Annotated in this window: 10 protein-coding genes and 1 pseudogene; 4 read left to right on the top strand and 7 right to left on the bottom strand. The window is 69.1% G+C overall.

The window, feature by feature from the left end:
• Positions 1 to 36: 36 nt before the first annotated feature.
• Positions 37 to 477, bottom strand: a complete 441-nt coding sequence (gene azu, locus NM961_RS18205) for an azurin (protein WP_255915838.1) — start codon at positions 475 to 477, stop codon at positions 37 to 39.
• Between the two features lie 453 nt (positions 478 to 930).
• On the bottom strand, positions 931 to 1,323 hold the full coding sequence (locus NM961_RS18210) for a response regulator (protein WP_255915839.1): 393 nt from the start codon (positions 1,321 to 1,323) through the stop codon (positions 931 to 933).
• 439 nt (positions 1,324 to 1,762) lie between these two features.
• Between NM961_RS18210 and NM961_RS18215 the strand changes: the two genes are divergently transcribed.
• A complete protein-coding gene (locus NM961_RS18215) occupies positions 1,763 to 2,038 on the top strand; it encodes a hypothetical protein (RefSeq protein WP_255915840.1) in 276 nt (91 codons plus the stop codon).
• A 696-nt stretch (positions 2,039 to 2,734) separates the two neighbouring features.
• On the opposite strand, the gene NM961_RS18220 is transcribed toward NM961_RS18215, so the two are convergent.
• The 4 genes and pseudogenes from NM961_RS18220 to NM961_RS18235 all read right to left on the bottom strand — a co-directional run bounded on the left by NM961_RS18220 (position 2,735) and on the right by NM961_RS18235 (position 10,348).
• The gene (locus NM961_RS18220) at positions 2,735 to 3,736 is read right to left on the bottom strand and encodes a ribonuclease H-like domain-containing protein (protein ID WP_255915841.1); all 1,002 of its coding nucleotides are present in this window, start codon (positions 3,734 to 3,736) and stop codon (positions 2,735 to 2,737) included.
• Positions 3,733 to 6,072, bottom strand: a pseudogene (locus NM961_RS18225) (DEAD/DEAH box helicase); the annotation flags it as partial. The gene NM961_RS18220 and the pseudogene NM961_RS18225, both read right to left, overlap by 4 nt.
• 123 nt (positions 6,073 to 6,195) lie before the next feature.
• Positions 6,196 to 7,773, bottom strand: a complete 1,578-nt coding sequence (locus NM961_RS18230) for a delta-60 repeat domain-containing protein (RefSeq protein ID WP_255915843.1) — start codon at positions 7,771 to 7,773, stop codon at positions 6,196 to 6,198.
• A 142-nt stretch (positions 7,774 to 7,915) separates the two neighbouring features.
• The gene (locus NM961_RS18235) at positions 7,916 to 10,348 is read right to left on the bottom strand and encodes a S8 family serine peptidase (RefSeq protein ID WP_305119243.1); all 2,433 of its coding nucleotides are present in this window, start codon (positions 10,346 to 10,348) and stop codon (positions 7,916 to 7,918) included.
• A 548-nt stretch (positions 10,349 to 10,896) separates the two neighbouring features.
• Between NM961_RS18235 and NM961_RS18245 the strand changes: the two genes are divergently transcribed.
• The 3 genes from NM961_RS18245 to NM961_RS18255 are packed head-to-tail and all read left to right on the top strand — an operon-like array spanning position 10,897 to position 14,481.
• Positions 10,897 to 12,519, top strand: coding sequence for a serine hydrolase domain-containing protein (locus tag NM961_RS18245; RefSeq protein WP_255915844.1), 1,623 nt, complete (start codon positions 10,897 to 10,899; stop codon positions 12,517 to 12,519).
• Positions 12,503 to 13,723, top strand: a complete 1,221-nt coding sequence (locus tag NM961_RS24205) for a sensor histidine kinase (RefSeq protein ID WP_255915845.1) — start codon at positions 12,503 to 12,505, stop codon at positions 13,721 to 13,723. The genes NM961_RS18245 and NM961_RS24205 overlap by 17 nt, the downstream gene beginning before the upstream one ends.
• Complete coding sequence (locus NM961_RS18255; RefSeq protein WP_255915846.1) at positions 13,720 to 14,481, top strand: LytR/AlgR family response regulator transcription factor; 762 nt, start codon at positions 13,720 to 13,722, stop codon at positions 14,479 to 14,481. Before NM961_RS24205 ends, NM961_RS18255 begins: the two co-directional genes overlap by 4 nt.
• 129 nt (positions 14,482 to 14,610) lie before the next feature.
• Here the strand turns inward: NM961_RS18255 and NM961_RS18260 are convergent, their stop codons facing one another.
• Entirely contained in the window at positions 14,611 to 15,831 is a 1,221-nt protein-coding gene (locus tag NM961_RS18260; RefSeq protein WP_255915847.1) for an ankyrin repeat domain-containing protein, read from the bottom strand.
• Positions 15,832 to 15,995 lie beyond the last annotated feature (164 nt).

Genomic DNA, 15,995 nt, shown 5'->3' on the forward strand with positions numbered 1-15,995 from the left:
CCGTCGCCGGCGGCGCCATCGGTGGCTGCGGCCGGCTCACTTCACGCTGAGCTTGCCCTTCATGATGGCCCAGTGGCCCGGGAACGAGCAGAAGAAGCTGTAGTCGCCGCCGGCCTTGAGCGCGCTGCCCGGGAAGCTGGCCGTGGTCGATTCGCCGCCGCCGACCAGCGGCGTGTGCGCGATCACGCGCTTGTCGTCGGCCGCGACATAGGCCGCCGCGGCGCCGGCCTTCTGGCCGTCCATGCCCACGGCCTGGATATCGCCGGTGGCCGCGATCACCACGTTATGGCCCATGGCCGCCACCGGCAGCTTGCCGGTGTGGGCGAGCTTGATCTGTACCGTCTTGCAGGTGGGCGAGACCGTCACTTCGGCCTGGTCGAACTTCATCTGGTCATCGGCCTTCAGGTCGATCACACAGTTTTCGGCCTGGGCGCTGAAGGCAACGCCGAGCAGGGCAAGACAGAGCAAGGTGCGCATCGCGGGAATCTCATGCTGGGAACGTATGCGCGAACCTTAGGAGCGGCTGTGGCGGCCTATCTTGATCGAGATCAATAGCGCGGCGGACGCCGCGCCGCGGCGCGGCTTTGCGCAGGCGATGCGGCAATACGCCACAGGCACCGGAGCGGCGCTGGCGGCCAGCGGGAAGGCGGCGGGATTGCGGTCGCGCCCACCGGCGGGAAGCGGCGCGGCCCGCACCGGACGGCGGGCGAGCGGGCACTGCCGGTTCGGCCCGGCGAGGCAGAGGGCGATGACTACGCCGGGCTTGCCGGCCTGCAGGATGGCCGCGAGCGCGGCCGGCGCGCCGACGATGCGACGATGGCGACGATCAGGCGCGGCCTGTAGCGATCCGACGCGAGCGTACGCATGCTTTCAACGCAGCCGGCATGGCGCACCGGCACGGCTGGCCGGCTCGGCGCCGCCGCCGCCGCACTAGGCCCGCCGCGGCGGCGCGGCCATGAACCGCTCGATCCGCTCCACATCCAGCGGCTTGGTCCAGTGCTCGTCGAAACCGGCCCGGCGCGAACGCTCGAAATCATCCGGGTCGCCGAAACCGGTAATCGCGATCAGGTGCGAAGTACAGCCCCGCGCGCGCAGCAGCCCGGCGATCTCGCAGCCGTCCAGCCCGGCCAGGCTGATGTCCAGAAAGGCGACGTCCGGCGCGCGCCGCAGGATGTTCGCGGCGATGTCCTGCACGCTGGTCACCGGAAGAACCTCGGAATCATGGCCGATCAGACGCAGAAAATCGGCCAGCATGGTCGCCGCCGTCATGTTGTCGTCGACAATGACAGTACGACCGCCCTGCCAGGGAACGGAGCCGCCCATAACCCTTCCTCGCTGAACGTCGGAAGCGAACCCGACAACTTCCCCTGAAACGTGAACCATGCGCAAAACCCTACGCATCCGTCAATCGGGGATGGCGCCTGGCGCCGGGGAGCGGCGATATGGTTGCCGGTGCGGAGGGCTTGAATCCGCCTGTGGACGGAGGGAGTGAAGGCTCCCGGCGTGGGCAGTGGTCGGGGACATTCCATGGCCTGGGGCATCCACATTCCGCGCGCAGCGCGCCCTTCCGCCCCGCCCCGCTCCGGCGAATACCGCGCGCAATTCCCGCGCGACACCCGCGCCCCGCACCCCGCGCCTTCCCGCCCATCCCCGCAATTTCTAGGCTTATTCCCTCGCCGCCGCTGGTGGAAACCCCGTACGGACAAGAACGTGCAAATTGATACATTGCAGTCAACCAAGGGCTCTGCACGAGGGAAGAGCCATGAGTCTCAGCTGGACCAATACGCACTCGGTCGCGATCAACCAGGAACCGGAAGTCGCCCGCGAAACCCTGCTCAACATCCTTTTTGAAGCGATGCCGCAGGGCCACTACCGGGTCCGTCAGGTTCCCACCCCGCGCGACGGCTGGCCCACGTTCGCGATTGAACTGGATACGGACCTGTACCGCGGCGACCTGAACCCGATGCGGACCTGGCAGCACATCGCCGATGCGCTGCACGAGGACCAGCTGTGCGGATTGCAGTGCCGCATTCTCTGAATTCCCGGCGGCCGCGCCGGATCACGTTGCGGATTCGCGGCCAGCAGGAGCAGCGGGCAGGGACGCCCCACCGTTGACCAGCCTGGATGAGGTTTCGGCGCAGCCGCACGGACGCTCCGCCACCTCCCGCAATCTCATCCGGGCTATTTATGCAGCAGGTTCCGCCAGTTCGACGGGGCCTGGATGGCACCGACCGGCAGAGCCAGGAAGCCTGCCGACCTGCCTCGGCGCCATCCAGGCAATTTCACCGGATGCCAGGCACGGCAGCGGCGGAGCCCCGGGAACTGAAAATGCAACCGGGATTTCAATTGAGGACATGCAGCCGCCGCCGGCACTGAACACAGCGGCACAGGAACAGATCCGGCCCGCGGCCCCCGATGCCGCAGCCGCCACAGTACACAGGACAGCGGTCGTTTCGAGCAGAGCTTGAGTGTGGAGGAGCGATAGCAAAGCCAATGCCCGGGCCAGCTATTTCCCCAACCTCCTCCGCACTCACTCTTTTTTGCCGCATCCCTCCAGCCGCATCACGGGCAGCAGCGCCGCACGCATGGGCCCGCTTCCCCGCCGGCAGCCACGGCGTTGGATCCATCGCCCGCGGACACCCGCGCCACAGCGCCCCGCACCCGCCCGTCCGCACCGTCCCATCCGGCTCCCTGCGCGATGTTCGGCACCGGTCCCGCGAATACCGCCAAGCGCTCACCCCTGCATCCACCCATCCGGGCTCGCCGCCTGATCCATATGCCGCAGCAGCCGCGCCAGGGTAATCACGTCCTGGCGGTTGTGCTCCAGCACGCGCAGCAAATTGGTGCTGAAGCCCTGGCGCAGCCAGCTGCGCCAGGCGGCAGGGGCTTCCGAGCCGGGCAGGTCGTCCTCGCGCACGATCTGCAGCAGGCGCCGTTCTATCGTGGCCAGACGGCAGTTCTCCCAGCGCCCGCGGTAGGCGCGGCGCACCGGGTGCAGCAAGTCCACATGCGCGCAGGGCTTGATTGGATCGGGCAGGCGCTGCAGGCGGTAGCGCGCGGCCAACAGCGGTGCGTCGTAGCTGCGGCCGTTGTAGCTGACCAGCACGCTGTCGGGCTGTATCCAGCGCGCGAACTCGGCCAGCATCGCGGCTTCGCCGGACAGGGCGCTGAGATACAGCTGACGCACCCGCAGTCCGCCCTCGCGCCAGTCCGCAGCCCCCAGCATGAAAGCGCGCGTGCCGGAGCCGCCGGCCAGCCCGGTGGTCTCGCTGTCGAAGCAGAGGAAGCGCTCGCAGGGGACCGGCTCGGCCTGGGGCCAGCGCGGCGGCAGCAGCGCGGCCGGCCCCGGATCGGGAAAATGCTGCTCGACGAAGTAGAGGCCGGGCGCGATCTCCTCGCCGCGCAGCGGCGCGGCCGACGGCGCACGGCGCGGCGGCGGCAGTTCGGACGCCGGACGCAGATCGAGCAGACGGCGCAGCCGCTGCAGCTCCGCCGCGACCGGTGCCCCTGATCGCGCCGGCAGGCCCGGCGCCGGCTTCGCTGGAGATAGCGGCGAAGCCGCAGATGACGATTCCGCCGCAACGCGCGGCACCGCTTCCGCACCTTCGCCCGCGAGCGATTCAACGGCCGCGTTTGCCGGCGTTTGCGCCGCTGTCGCCGCGCTCCTGGAACCCGCCGCGGAAACCGCCCCCGCCTGCCGCCGCAGCCGCTGCAATTTCTCCAGCAGCGCGCTCATGCCGCATCCAGCATTGCCAGCACGCGCGCCGCCTGCTGCCTGGGCGTGGCCGCGCCGGTCTCGGCCGCGGCCAGCACCGGGCCTACGCAGGCGGGGCAGCCGGCGCGGCAGGCGCAGGACTGGATCAGCTCGCGTGCCGCGCGCACCAGCTCGGCCTGCACGCGGAACAGCGGATCGCTCAGGCCCACGCCGCCGGGATAGTTGTCATACAAATACACCGTCGGCGTGAAGCGCTCGCCGTCCGCCGCAGCGTCGATGCCGGCCTGCCAGCGCCCGCGGCCCTGGCGGTCATGCTCGACGAAGGCGTTGCCGTCGCCGCTGCCCACCGATTTCATCAGGTCGCGCGCCTCGGCCATCACGCGCACGCTGGCGACGGTATGCAGCACCGCGGCGGCACCGAGGAAACCGTCCAGCGCGTCCTGGCGCGAGGCAAATTCGGTCTCCAGCGCCTCCTGCGGCAGCTGCCACCACAGCGCGGTGGTATGCAGTTCCTGGTCGGGCAGGCTGACCGGGCCGTAGCCGATGTTCTCGTGGGTGTAGTAGCGGATCTTCTTGTAGCCGGCGACGCGGCGCACCACATGCACCTCGCCCAGGTACGCCCCGCCCTGCCCCGCGCGCACGCCGTCGAAGCGCTCCAGCACCTTGAGCCGGGTGTAGTCGATGGCGTCGGTGTAGTAGTCCGCATGGGTGCGCGTGACATAGGCCTTGCGCCCTTCCCAGTCCAGCCGTTCCACCTGATACGGCACGGACTGCACCATGTGGATGGCGCCTTCGTACAAGGTCAGCGCGGCGCTGGAATAATCCACTTCGGCAATGATGGACTGGCGCCCTTCGCTGCGGTCGATCACGACGAAATTGCCGTCGGCGACCGAGCGCAGGTTCACCGCGATGGCCGGATATGCGTCGGCGATCCATTCCCAGCGCGTTCCCTCATGGTGGATGACCTCGGATTCGGCCAGCACCTGCAGATAAGCCTCCGGCTGCACCGGACCGAAGCTGTCGCCGTCGACGAAGGGCAGCTCGAACGCGGCGCAGCGGATATGGTCGAGCAGGATCAGCGGCTGGTCCGGTGCGATGCGCGCCTGCTCCGGCGGCGCGCTGCGGAAGAATTCGGGATGGCGCACGATGTACTGGTCCAGCGCCTGGCTGGAGGCGACCAGCACGCCTATCGCCGCCTGCTGGCGCCGGCCGGCGCGGCCGAAACGCTGCCAGGTCGCCGCGACCGAACCGGGATAGCCCTGCAGCAGCACCACGTCCAGCGCGCCGATGTCCACGCCCAGTTCCAGCGCCGAGGTGCTGACCAGGCCGGCGATATCGCCGCTGCGCATCAGCTGCTCGGTGCGGCGGCGTTCGGTCGGCAGGTAGCCGCCGCGGTAGGCGTGGATGCGCGCCGGCTTGCGCGGGTCGTTGTCGAACACATCCTTGAGGTATTTGGTCAGCACTTCCACCATCAGCCGCGACGGCGCGAACACCAGGGTCTTGAGCTTGGCGCGTATCGCCGCGCGCGCGATGCGCGTGACCTGCGAGCGCGCCGAGGCGCGCAGGCCCAGGTCCGGGTTCACCACCGGCGGGTTCCACAGCAGCACATGCTTCTCGCCGGCCGGCGCGCCGCTTTCCTCGATCGCATGGACCGGGCGCCCGATCAGGTTCTCCGCGTGCTCGCGCGGATTGCCTATCGTCGCCGAGCACAGGATGAACACCGGCTCGGCGCCATAGAACGCGCAGATTCGCGCCAGCCGGCGCAGCACATTGGCCAGGTGCGAGCCGAACACGCCGCGGTAGCTGTGGATCTCGTCGATGACGACGTAGCGCAGGTTCTCGAAGAACTGCGCCCACTTGGTGTGATGGGGCAGCATGCCCTGGTGCAGCATGTCCGGGTTGCTGACCACGATATCGCCGTGCAGCCGCACTGCCTGGCGCGCATCGCCCGGCGTATCGCCGTCGAAGGTGCAGGCGCGCAGGCCGAGATTCCCGGCGCGGTTGAGTTCCAGCAGCTCGGCGACCTGGTCCTGGGCCAGGGCCTTGGTCGGAAACAGGTACAGCGCCTTGGCCCGCTGCTGCATGGCCGCGTGCACCACGGGCAAGGTATAGCACAGCGTCTTGCCCGAAGCCGTCGGCGTGACGACGACGGTATGCCGCCCCTGCTGCACGCTGGCCCAGGCCTCGGCCTGATGGCTGTACAGCCGCTCCACGCCGCGCGCGAGCAGGGCGCGGCGCAGATCCGGATGCAGCTCCGCCGGCAGCTCGGCGTAGCGCCCTTCCCGCGCCGGCACCGTGAACTGGCCGGTGATGCGGTCGGCATAGCGCTCGGCCAGGCGCGCCAGCAGGCGGCCGGGGTTCGGCGGCGCGGGCAAGTTGTCGGCGATCAGGCGGGCGAGGTTGGTGGACATGGGCTGGTTCCGGCCGGGACAAGGGCGCGGCTATAGCCTGCTGAGGTCTCATCGCCTGAGACGCCGCGCTCAAGGCAGTCCGTCGACCCCGTTCGCGAAAATCCTGTCGCCCTCCACCCGCACCCGCATCACCGACCCATAACGCGAATTGCCGTCATTGCTCGCATAGGCATAACCGGCAAACAGCAGCTTGCCGTCCGGCGTCAGCGCCATGGCGTTGGCGCGGTTGTCGCGGTCGCTGCCGGCGATGGAGTAGCCGTAGATCTGCCGCCCCGGCAGGCTGGCGCTGAGGTTGCCGAAGGAAGCATCGGGCGTGAGATCGGCGTTCAGCCGCATCAGCAGCGCGTCGCCGAAGGTCCAGCTGGACAAGGCCATGCCGCCGCCGAGGATCAGCTTGCCGTCCGGCTGGCGCAGCAGCGTATCGGCGTAGGCGCCGGGACTGAGCCAGGAATCGCCCGGCGGATCGGCGTCGTAGGTGACCGCGGTGAAGGAACTGCGGCTCAGCCGCGCGGCCAGCATCAGCGGCTGACTGCGGTCGGGCTGGGCGCGGAAACCGGCGATCACCAGGGATTCATTGCCCAGCGGCACATCGGGCAGCGGCGCATGCACAAGGGCGTTGCCGTCCACCATGAAACCCGGGCCGAAGCTCACCAGCGAGCGGCCGTTGTTGGCATAGGCGCTATTGGTCATCCAGCGCCAGGTGCCGGCGCCGCTGTTGCCGATCACCGTGTGCTTGACCACGGCGGTATCGCCGCAGCCGCGGATCAGCACCGGAATCGCATCGCCGACGCCGGCGTCGAACTTGGTCACGTCGGCCACATCCATGTCCGCGCCGTTGGGGCATAGCTGGGTACCGATGCGCAGCAGGGACCATTCCGTGGACTGGCCCACGTCGCCGCCGATCTCGTTGCCGCAGGCCGGCACGGACGAGGAACAGATTGCGCCGTTCAAGCCCAGGATGGCCAGCCCCAGGCCATGCGGCCCGCTCAGCCCGTCGCGCACGTTACCCGCAACGATCAGCAGGTTCGGGACAGGCAGGCCGTTGCCGATGAGGTCGAGATCGGCCAGCTGCAGCGCTTTGCCCGCGTCCGAAGGCAGTCCGCCGCGGCGCAGACGGCGCAGGCCGCCCGTGCCGAAACTGCTGTCCGCCTGCCCGTTGGCCTTGAACTTCCACACCGCCATGTCGCTGCTGCCGTCGGGGTTGTCGATGGTGCCGACCACCGCCGAGCCGCCGTCCGGCGTGGCCACCGCATCGTTGCCGCGCCAGGCGTAGTCCTCGCCGACGTAGATCACGGTGCGGCCGCCACCGCTGGCGCCCCAGGCCGGATCCCAGGTGCCGTCGGCGAGTATGCGTACCGCCACCGGCACCGAGGGCGCGCTGATCGGCAGATCGTACGGCGTCGCCGCATTCGACCAGACGATGGCCGAGCCGTCGCCGCGCGGCAGTACCTTGAACGGCGTGACCTGAGCCCAGCCCAGCGCGCCCGGCGTCTCCGCCGGATCGCGCGAGAGGATGGCGAAGGCCATGCGGCCGCCGCCGCTTGGATTGAACGTGGTGTCGAGGCTGCCGTCGATCTGCGCAGCCGCGGGCAACGGCAGCAGCGAAACAAGGCTGAAGGCGGCGGCAAGCCGGGCGGAATGGGTCATGGCACGAAGCGGCATCAGCGCGGAAGGGCGCGTGTTCGTTCCGGCTTACGACATTGCGCGGGAAAGCTGACAGGGGCACGGCCGCACAACGAAAAAGCCCGGGCTCGCGCCCGGGCTTTTCGTCGGCGTCACATCGGCAGCGTCAGTTCGCGACCTTGATCGCCACCGTCATCGTCAGCGGCGGCGAGAGGTTGTTGGCTTCGGTGAAGGTCACCTTGCCGTACCACCAGGTCGTGGTCGAGACCGGCGCGCCGGCACCGGGCTGGGCGGTGATGGTCAGCGACTGGGTCGAAGCGCCGGTGTTGGTCGACGGCGAGGACTGGAAGCCGTTGGCGAAGATGCTTTCGTTGCTCAGCGCGAAGGTCGACGGCGCCACCGACAGGGTGATGTCGGGGGAAGGATTGGTCACCGTCGCCGTCCAGTTGCCGGCCGGCAGCACGCCGCGGACGATGCGCGTCCAGTTGCAGCCGGTCGCCTTGGAGCAGACCGTGTTGCGCATGCTGGGGAAATTCATCGCGCGCTGGTCGGCGACGCTGGGGCGCGTGGTGTTGGACGGGAAGTAGTTCGCCACGTCCATCACGAAGCCCGCGCGCGCGGCCTTGGACAGATCGATGCGGCCGCTGCCGACGTCATCCGGCGTCCACGGCGTGGTGCCGTTTTCGCGGAAGCCCGACACCGCGGTCAGCATCATCGCCGACTTGATCTCCGCCGGCGACCAGCTCGGATGCAGCGACTTCATCAGCATGCCGGCGCCGGCGATGTGCGGGCTGGACATGGAGGTACCGCTCATCAGGCCGTAGTTGTCGTTGGCCGGATCCTTGGCGGCGAGGATGTCCGTGCCCGGCGCAGTGATATCCGGCTTGGTCAGGTCAGTGACGCCGGCGCTGGGGCCGCGCAGGCTGCCGCTGTTGAGCACGTCGCCCTGGCGCAGGCCGTAGGAGACCGGATCGATCTTGCCCGGCACCGCGTTCGGCGCACTGGAGGCGATGAAGTTCTTCAGCGCGAGCCCGGACGGACCTTCGATGAACCACGCCTTGGCATTCGCCGAGGTCACGGCACTCATGTCCATGGACACGGTGCCGAAGTTGACGATGTTGTTGTAGATCACCACGCCGATGGCACCGGCGCCGATGGCGTTGTCGATCTTGACCGAGAAGTTGCAGTCGCCGCGCTGGATCAGCGCGATCTTGCCGGTGAAGGTGCCGGCCGGGAAACCGCCGCCCGGCGTGCCGCTGTCGGAGACGGCCGGATTGGGCGCCACCGCGTCGGTACAGCCTTCGATGTTGGGCAGGTACATCGCGATATCGCCGGTGATCTGCGCGGTGAGCGGCGCCGTGGTGCTGCCCGGCACCAGGTAGATGCCCTGCGTATTGGCCGGCGGCGTGCCCGGACCGGTGGCGCTGATGCCCGCGGACATCACTTCGTCCTGGGTCGAATTGGCCACGGTCATGATCCACGGGCCCTGGTGGGCGACGCGGCCGCCCGGCGTGGTCAGGGTGGCACTGGTATTGCCGGCCGAGGCGGCGACGAAAATGCCGGACTGCACGGCGGCAAGGAATTCCTTGTCCGAACCGTTGCTCCACGGATTGGTGCTGGACGTGCCGCCGGCGGTGGGACCGATCGAATAGTTCACCGCGGTGACGTCGCCGGCCGCCATGAAATTGTTGATCGCCGCCAGCGTCGCGTTGCCGCCGCAGGTGGTGTCGTCGCACATCTTGTAGGCGCGGATCGCCGCGCAGGGCGCGACGCCGGAAATGGAGTTGTACGGCGCGACGACGGGCAGGGTCGGATCGATCGTCGTCGTCACCACGTTGCCTGCGGCGGTGCTCGACGTGTGCACGCCGTGACCGCCTTCGACATCCTCCGGATTCGGGCCGTTGCAGGCGCCGGTCGGGGTGGACGCGGTGGTGCAGTCCAGCGCGCTCTTGAGCTTCGGCGTCGCGATGGAGAAGCCGCAGCTCGCGTCATTGGCGAAGGACGGATGCGTGGAATTGGTGCCGCCGTCGAGCGAAGCCAGCGTCTGGCCCTGGCCGCGCGTACCCAGGCCGCTGGGCACGGCCGAGCCGTTCCAGATCGCCGGTGCGCCGATGAAGGTCGGGCCGCGGAAGGTATCGCGCTTGAGCTGCGGGGTTTCGTAGATGGCCTTGACGCCCGCCACCTGGGCGACGGCTTCGGCTTCGGCCTCGGTCAGATCGGCCGAGATGCCGCTGAGCGTGATGTTGTAGTAGTGCGTGACGTTCAGATTGCTGCGGCCGATCGCGCTGCGGATCTGCGCCAGGTGCGCCTGCTGCTGCATCTGCACCTGCAGGATGTAGTCGCGCGCTTCGCGCGTGTTGACGTCGATGCGGCCGGCATCGGTCGCGCTCGCGGCCTCCGCCCGGTCCAGCGGCACCTTGCGCTGGCGCATGCCGACGTCGGAATAGAACAGGCCGGCTTCGTCGAATTCGATGATGTACGACTTCGTCGCCGCGGCCGTTGCGCTTTGCGGCGCCTGCGCCGTCGCCGGCTGGATCGTCAGGCCGCAGACGCTGGCGCCGATGACGGCGGCCAGCAGGTTCATTCGGAAATTGCGCATTACCAAACCCCCAGGAATCAGCGTGATGTGCGTGGCCGCGCAACGATCCTGTGGCGGGCAGCGCATGGAACGTGAGGTGAACGGAACCGTTCAGCAGGCAGTTATAGCAACATCCGATTCGGCAGGTAAGGCGCGCTGCAATAAAACGCCTGAACATTTGCATCGGTTTGTTCTTACCCCGCGCAGCGGCCGCCGCCTGCCGCCGCCGCGTCGACAGCGCTGCCGCGCCGTCGATGGGCAGCAGACCGGCCCATACCCGGGCGTCTTTTCATCCGCCGCACGGCCGATCAACCGCTAGATCCACAGCCCCGGCCAATGCCGCGCAACCGGCCGGTACGCAGCACACAGCCGCGCCAGGAACCGCGGGCCTGCCTATTCGCGCCCCTCGCCGGGTTGCCTGCACCGCGCAACGAAAAACGCAGTCCGCCCTCGGTTCCGTCGCCCATTTTCCCGCCGCCGTCGCGCCTGTGGCTGTCTTTGTCGCAAACCCCGGCCGCCTTCGCCGCGGCCGCCTAGCCTGCGCGGACCTCCCCCACAGGAACCGCGCAATGACACCGAAGAAATGGGCAATGGCACTGCTGGCCCTGCTGCCGCTGGGCGCCGGCGCCGCCATGCCGACGCAACTGGCCGGCGTGCTGCAGCGCCGCCTGCAGGGCGACCGCAGCGGTGCCTGCATCGCCGCGGCCGTGATCGACGGCGGAGTGACCCAGGCTTACGTCTGCGCCGGCGGCGGGCGGCCGCGCATCCACGCACGCAGCGCGTTCGAGATCGGCTCGATCAGCAAAACCATGAACGCCTTCCTGCTGGCGCAGTTCATCGGCGAAGGCCGCGTCACGCTGGATACGCCGCTGGCGCAGCTGCTGCCGCCCGGCGCGCAGGTGCCGCAGTTCCAGGGCCAGCCCATCCTGCTGCGCCATGTGGTGACGCACCGCTCCGGCCTGCCGGCCCTGCCGCCGGGCTTCGCCCCGCCGGACATGGACGATCCCTATGCCTATCTCGACGAGAACCTGCTGCTGGCCGCGCTGGCGCAGACGACGCTGACCCAGGCGCCCGGTAAACATTTTGAATATTCCAATTTCGCCAGCATGCTGTTGTCCGCCGGCCTGGCGCGGTTGGGCGGCGAGGACTATGAAACGCTGCTGCGCGAACGGCTGTTCCTGCCGCTGGGCATGCGCTCCAGCTTCATCAGCGCACCCGCCGCCGGCCTGGCGCCGGTGCCCGGCCATATGAGCAACGGCCGCGTCACACCGCCGTGGACCTTCGGTCCCAACCTTGCCGGCGTCGGCGGCGTGCGCGCCACGCTGGGTGACATGGTCGCCTACGTGCAGGCGCAGCTGGGCCTGCGCAATTCCAGCGCGGCCGAAGCTATCGCGCTGACGCAGCAGGATGTGCCCACGGACGGCGAGCCGGCCATGGGCATGAACTGGATCAAGCTGCCCTTGGGCAGCGGCACGGTGCTGCTGCACGACGGCGGCACCGGCGGCTTCGCCGCATTCGCCGGCTTCGACCGCGCGCGCGGCCGCGGCGTGGTGCTGCTCAGCGACACGGCCATTCCCGACATCGTGGAAATCGGCGCGCATCTGTTCGACCCCACGCTGCCGCTGCCGCCGCCGCGGCGCCTGGCGCGGCCGCCAGCGGTACTTGTCGACGCGCTGGTCGGCGACTATCGCATCGACGACGGCCAGCGCCTGCGCCTGCTCCGCCGCGGCAGTGCGCTGGCGGCCCAGGTCGACGGCCAGCCGCGTCTCGCCCTGGGCTATGACAGCGGCGGCGATTTCTTCGCTGCCACGGTCGATGTGCTGCTGCGCCCGCAGCGCGAGGCCGACGGCAGCTACAGCCTGCAACTCCACCAGCTCGGCGGCGTGCGGATCGCACGCCGGGTCGGTGCGGTAGCCGCACCGGCGCCGCTGCAGCTGGAACCGCAGGCGCTGGCCGGGTACGCCGGCGACTATGCGCTGCTGCCGGAGTTCACCCTGCGCGTCTATGCCGAAGGCGCGACGCTGTACGTACAGGGCAGCGGCCAGCCGGCGCTTGCCGTCACCGCGGTGGAAGCGGACGTGTTCGTGGCCGCGGAAGCCGCCGCGCAGTTGCGCTTCGAACGGCGCGACGGCAGGGTTGTCGCCCTGGTGCTGAAACAGAACGGGCAGGAGCTGCGTGGAGAACGCCGGTAAATTTGCGCTGGACCTTCCCTTGCCCGCCGATGTCGTCGTGGCGGGCAATCCGCTGTGGTCGCGCTATCGCCGCTATCCGGTATTCAGCCGGGCCTGGCTGACGGGACGCACACGTGTATTCGCCATCGTCATCGCCGCCATCGCCCTGCTGGTCGGCGGCGGCAACGGCCTGCAGTACGGCGACTACGCGCTGGGCCTGCTGGGCAGCGTGTATCTGTTCGCCAGCCTGATGGCCATGACCGGCACGGGCCCGGCGCTGGCGACCTGGGTGCGGCACCGCGGCTGGGCTGCGCAGCGCGAGCGCCGCGGCGTGGTGGTCGCGATTGTCGTCGGCATGGCGCTGAGCGCGGGCGTGGACGCCTGGGCATCGAACCGGCTGGAAGATCTGTTCGAGGTATCGGTGCGCTACGGCCAGGCGCCGCCGCCGGTGCCGCCCGGCGCACTGGAAAACGCCCTGGCGCTGACCCTCAACGCCATCGTGCTGCTCATCGTCTACGGCATGCTGGGCGGCGCGCTGGCCCTGCGCGGCTATTTCGACGAACAGCGCCGCCTGCAGGCCAGTCTGCAGCGCCAGGAACTGGCCGCGCTGCGCCTGAGCGAGCGCGAGACCGGGCAACGTCTTGCCCTGTTGCAGGCCCAGGTCGAACCGCATTTCCTGTTCAACAGCCTGGCCTCCATCCGCGCCCTGGTGGCGGCCTCGCCGGCACGCGCCGAGGCGGCGCTGGACGCCCTCGTCGCCTATCTGCGCAGCACCATCCCGCAGCTGCGCGACGGCCAGGCCGTGGCGGCGTCCACGCTGGGCCAGCAGCTGGATATCTGCGCGGCCTATCTCGAACTGATGCAGGCACGCATGGGCGAGCGGCTGAGCTTCGCCATCGCCGCCACGGCGGAACTGCGCGCGCTGCCGTTTCCGCCGCTGCTGCTGATCGGCCTGGTCGAGAACGCGATCAAGCACGGCGTGGAACCGCAGTCGGGACCCGGCCATGTGCGCGTGGAGGCGTCGCGCCAGGACGGCGAGCTGCGGGTCCGCGTCAGCGACGACGGCCTGGGTCTGCGCGCCGGCCTTGGCGCCGGCCTGGGCCTGGCCAATCTGCGTGAGCAGCTGCGGCTGCGCTACGGCGGCAGGGCCGCTTTCAGCCTGGCCGGCGGACGTGAACGCGGCGCCGTCGCGGAGATCCGCCTGCCCCTGGCGTTGCCCGCATGACGCCGCTGCACCTGCTCGTCGCCGAAGACGAAGCGCCGCAGCGCGAAGCCCTGTGCCGGCTGCTGCGCGAACTCTGGCCGCAGCTCGACCGCATCACCGCCTGCGAGGATGGCATTGCCGCGCTGGAAGCCGTCGCGGAAAACGCGCCGGCCGCGGCCTTCCTCGATATCCGCATGCCCGGCCTGGGCGGCCTGGACGTGGCGCGCGCGGTGATCGAACGCGGCGGGCTGGTCGTGTTCACCACCGCCTACGACGCCCATGCCGTCGCCGCCTTTGAAGCCGGCGCAGTCGATTACCTGCTCAAGCCCGTGCGCAGCGAACGCCTGGTGCAGGCAATCACGCGCCTGCGCGAACGCCTGGCAGCGCGGCAGCGCCCGCCGCTCACCGCTGTGCTGGATGATCTGGCCCGGCGCCTGGCGCCGCCGCCCAGCCAGCGCATCCGCTGGATCACCGCGGCAATCGGTGACCAGGTACGCATGATAGGCCTGGACGAAATCGTCTATTTCCAGGCCGAAGACAAGTACGTGCGCGTCGCCACCAGCGGCGAGGATGCGCTGATCCGCCTGTCGTTGAAGGAACTGCTCGCCGGGCTGGACCCGGAGCAGTTCTGGCAGGTACATCGCAGCGTCGTCGTACGTGTGGCCGCGATAGACCGGCTGCGCAAAGACGAACTCGGGAAATTCTGGCTGAGCCTGCGCGGCAGGACGGATCGGGTACCGGCGAGTCCGAGTCTGCAGCGGAGGTTGCGCGGGATGTAAGCGCGGAGCCGCGGATGCAGCAGCTGCCTCGCCGCGCGGAAAACATCGGACGCGGCGGGTCTACTGCAAAGGCTTCACTACGAGTGCGAACCTGGCACCCTGGCAGCACTCCTGACGACGGCTGACACGCTACTGCAGCGGCAGTGTCCGATCTGCCCGGCCACATGCCGCCGGCGAAACCGGCCCGGCTTTCGCATCGAGCGCGGCAACGATATCGGCATGGCCGCCACGCTGCGCCAGCGACCGCGCAGTCTGTCCGCTCACCTCGCAGTCGACGCCGCCTCTTTGCACAAGCAGCTGTGCCAGATCGAACAGGCCCAGATCTGCAGCCCGGTGCAATGCGGTGAAGCCGCGGCGGTCGCGCGCATTCACATCCGCGCCGTGATCCAGCAACAAGACAGCTTTCTCCAGGCTGCGCGACTGCACCGCATTCATCAGCGGCGTCGCGCCCTGCACGGAACGCCCATCGACCGCTGCGCCCTTGCCGAGCAGGAACTTCAGCATGTCCGACTGGCCGGACGCCATGGCCCAATGCAGCGCGCCCAGGCCGTCGCCGGCCAGCAGATCGACCGGCACACCGGCCGCCAGCTGGCGCTCGACTTCCGCCGTATCGTTGCGCGCCACTGCAATGTGAAACAGCGAATGCGTACGCAGCGGCTGTTCCGGATCACGCCGCGCAAACGGATGCGGCGTTGCGACGGAGGCCTTGTTGCCCAGCAGCGACATGCACCACAAGGCGACGGAATCCGGATCTGCCGTCATACCGGCCGGCAGCGGAATCGGGCAGACCGTATCCAGCGCATGGGTATGCATGAGGCAGTCGAACAGGCGCCGGGTGAATTCCGCATCCTCGTCCTCGCCGCCGAACGCACCCTGTATCTGGGTCACTTCGACATGAGTACCGTGCGACACCACGCTGGCTAGCAGCCGCACGCTGCGCAGCCAGCTGCGCACGCAGATGATCTTGCCGCCGTGGTAGAACAGCGCCCACTTGTGCTCCATCGCCTGCGGAATGAACAGCACGCCGTCGGCCAGGAAGCCGTCGATGGGGAAGCGCAGGGAAGCGTCTATCGTGCGCTGTACCGGCGGCACCTGGCCGACGAAGCAAAGGCCATCCTCTCCCGCAAACGAAACCGCATTCGCCGCACAGTTCGGATCGGCGGAGGTGGACGTCATCGTATGCGTGACCGGGCGCACATCGAGTACACGCACGTCCCAGGGATTGTCGGCGGCCTCTATCCACGAGCAGCGCGGTGGCTCGGGTGCATCTTCGGTGCTGCGGACGTCTTCCGGCTTGCGGGCCGCCTCGGGCCTGACTCCGAACAGACGCTGGAGCTTGTCCCAGACCATGTTCGACCTCCCTTCCGAAATGCCGAGGAATCCGCGCCTGCTTCCGATCCTGCCAGCGCTGTGCGCCGATGGGCTTGCTGGCTCTGCAGCTGCGGAAGCCCTGGGATTATCAGCGCCGGGGCCTGGCGACGAAAGTCCGGCTGCATCAGCGATGGCTGGTTGAC

The sequence above is a fragment of the Tahibacter harae genome (assembly GCF_024437735.1).
GTDB lineage: Bacteria > Pseudomonadota > Gammaproteobacteria > Xanthomonadales > Rhodanobacteraceae > Tahibacter > Tahibacter harae.